The following is a 1,863-nucleotide window of genomic DNA, read 5'->3' on the forward strand; positions in this document are numbered from 1 at the left end:
GGAAAACCGCGTCCGCCAAAACGGACGCGGTATGCTATACTCCCTGCGCCAATAAGCGTTGGGGGGAGTGATGATTATCCGGGTATTCCGTGCCACCGTCCGCGAGGACAGGATCGAGGACTTCAAGGCCTTTCTGACCGGCAGCGCCATTCCGCATGTGCGCCGCCAGCCGGGGCTGGTCTCGGTCACCGCCGGGCTGCCCCGGCCGGACTCGCCTGCCACATTCTGCGTCGTCATGATTTGGGAGAGCGTGGCCGCGCTGCAGGCCTTTGCAGGCGAGGATTGGGAACAGCCGCATGTGCTGCCGGAGGAAGACCCGATGGTGCTAAGCCGCCAGATCGACCATTATGACATGATCGGGCTGATCAGCTGAACCGCAAACGCAAGCGTCAGCCGTCTGCGCGCCAGCTGTAGACGGTTTCGCCCTGCACAGCCTCCGGCGTGAAGCCCGCCTTTTCCAGCACCCGGGCCGAAGCCGCGTTTTCCTGCATGACGCCTCCGCTCAGCGTCACCGCGCTGCCGCCGAAATGCGCCTGCAAGCCGGCAATCAGCTCACTTGCCAAACCCTGGCCCCAGGCTTTTTCGGCCAGAAGATAACCCAGATTGCGGGTGCGGCTGCCCTCCTCCGGATAAGAGAGGATCAACAGCCCGATGCCCTTTCCTTCAGCAAGCCGCAAGGCAACGATGTCTGCTTGCTGCGATACAGCCGCCAGGAAATCCCGGCGCGCCTGATCGCTGTCTTGCGTCTGAAACCCGGCAGGCAGCCATTGCACCACCTTAGGCGCAAACAGATCCGCCAGTTCCGGCTCCGGCAGATCCTGCCAGCGCCCGGCGCTCAGCCGCTGGGTTTGCAAGCTCAGAAGACTCATGCGCTGACCGCTTTTTGCACCATGTCCCAATAGACCTTCTCGACCTCATCCAGCGTCAGGCGCCCCTCGGAACGGTACCATGTGTTGACCCCGTTCAGCATCGCAATCACCGCCAGAGTGGCGATTTTGGTATCGGGGATGCGGAACACACGCTGCTCCACCCCCTCTTTCAGGATCGCCTCCACGCCGTTCTCATAGTCCCGGCGCAGCGATTCGAGGGCGGAGAAATTTTCCTCCGTCAGGTTGCGCAGCTCCATATAGGCGATGAACACCGCATCCGGGCGCTCCAGGTGAAAGCGGATGTGAAAGCCGGTAAAGGCCCGCAGCCGCTCAGCCGCGCCCGCGGCCCGCGGCACCGCGTCCCAGGCCGCCTGCAGTTCAACCATATGTCCTTGCATCAGGTTGAACAGCAGGCTTTGCTTGTCCGGTGTGTAGTTATACAGCGCCCCGGCCTGCACCCCCACCTCCTTGGCGATCTGGCGCATTGAGACGGCGGCATAGCCATGCTGCGCAAACAACCGCAAAGCGGCCTCGCGGATTTTGGGTCCGGTGATATCGGAATGGGAGCCTTGGGTACGTGCCATGACCGGACCGTAACTGAACATGCGTTCAGAAAAAAGAGCGGGAATGCCGAAAAGATGGTCTGGCATAAACCCCTATGACCCGGCAAAGCCAATCCCCGCACCGGCAGGCGGGAAAGCAATTGTGCGGCGGCCCCGGACGCCCTAGAACCATGCAAGGCTAGATACAGGATTTCGTTCAATGCAGGCTTGGGCCCGGATCACATTTCTTCTGGTTTTGGCAGCCGCAGCCGCCTGCACCCGCGTGCCCGAGCTTGAGGACCGGTTGACTCCTGACCTGCGCGGCGCGGGTTACCCGAAACTGTTGCCGCTGAATGACGCGCTGGAGCCGCTCGACCCGCCGCAGCAGGCCAGCTCAGACCTGCAGGATGAGCTTGACGCCCGCAGCGCCCGGCTGAAACGCCGCGCCGAGG

General features: G+C 62.6%; 4 protein-coding genes. 2 read left to right on the top strand and 2 right to left on the bottom strand.

Features of this window, described 5'->3' with window-relative positions:
* Positions 1–70 precede the first annotated feature (70 nt).
* Positions 71–373 carry an antibiotic biosynthesis monooxygenase gene (locus A2I95_RS34705; RefSeq protein WP_259986244.1) on the top strand — a complete coding sequence of 101 codons (303 nt, stop codon included), beginning with the start codon at positions 71–73 and terminating at the stop codon, positions 371–373.
* A gap of 16 nt (positions 374–389) precedes the next feature.
* On the opposite strand, the gene A2I95_RS34710 is transcribed toward A2I95_RS34705, so the two are convergent.
* Positions 390–869, bottom strand: coding sequence for a GNAT family N-acetyltransferase (locus A2I95_RS34710; protein ID WP_291737112.1), 480 nt, complete (start codon positions 867–869; stop codon positions 390–392).
* Positions 866–1,453 (bottom strand): TetR/AcrR family transcriptional regulator, encoded by a 588-nt coding sequence (locus A2I95_RS34715; protein WP_129371594.1) that lies wholly within the window; start codon positions 1,451–1,453, stop codon positions 866–868. The genes A2I95_RS34710 and A2I95_RS34715 overlap by 4 nt, the downstream gene beginning before the upstream one ends.
* Before the next feature lie 178 nt (positions 1,454–1,631).
* Between A2I95_RS34715 and A2I95_RS34720 the strand changes: the two genes are divergently transcribed.
* Positions 1,632–1,863 (top strand): hypothetical protein (locus A2I95_RS34720; protein WP_291737115.1); only part of this gene is annotated, 232 nt, incomplete at its 3' end.

The sequence above is a fragment of the Leisingera sp. F5 genome (assembly GCF_001593695.1).

Excerpts from the sequence above, each read along its gene's own strand:
- A2I95_RS34705 (WP_259986244.1), top strand. The coding sequence starts at position 71 with ATGATTATCCGGGTATTCCGTGCCACCGTCCGCGAGGACAGGATCGAG.
- A2I95_RS34710 (WP_291737112.1), bottom strand. The coding sequence starts at position 869 with ATGAGTCTTCTGAGCTTGCAAACCCAGCGGCTGAGCGCCGGGCGCTGG.
- A2I95_RS34715 (WP_129371594.1), bottom strand. The coding sequence starts at position 1,453 with ATGGCACGTACCCAAGGCTCCCATTCCGATATCACCGGACCCAAAATC.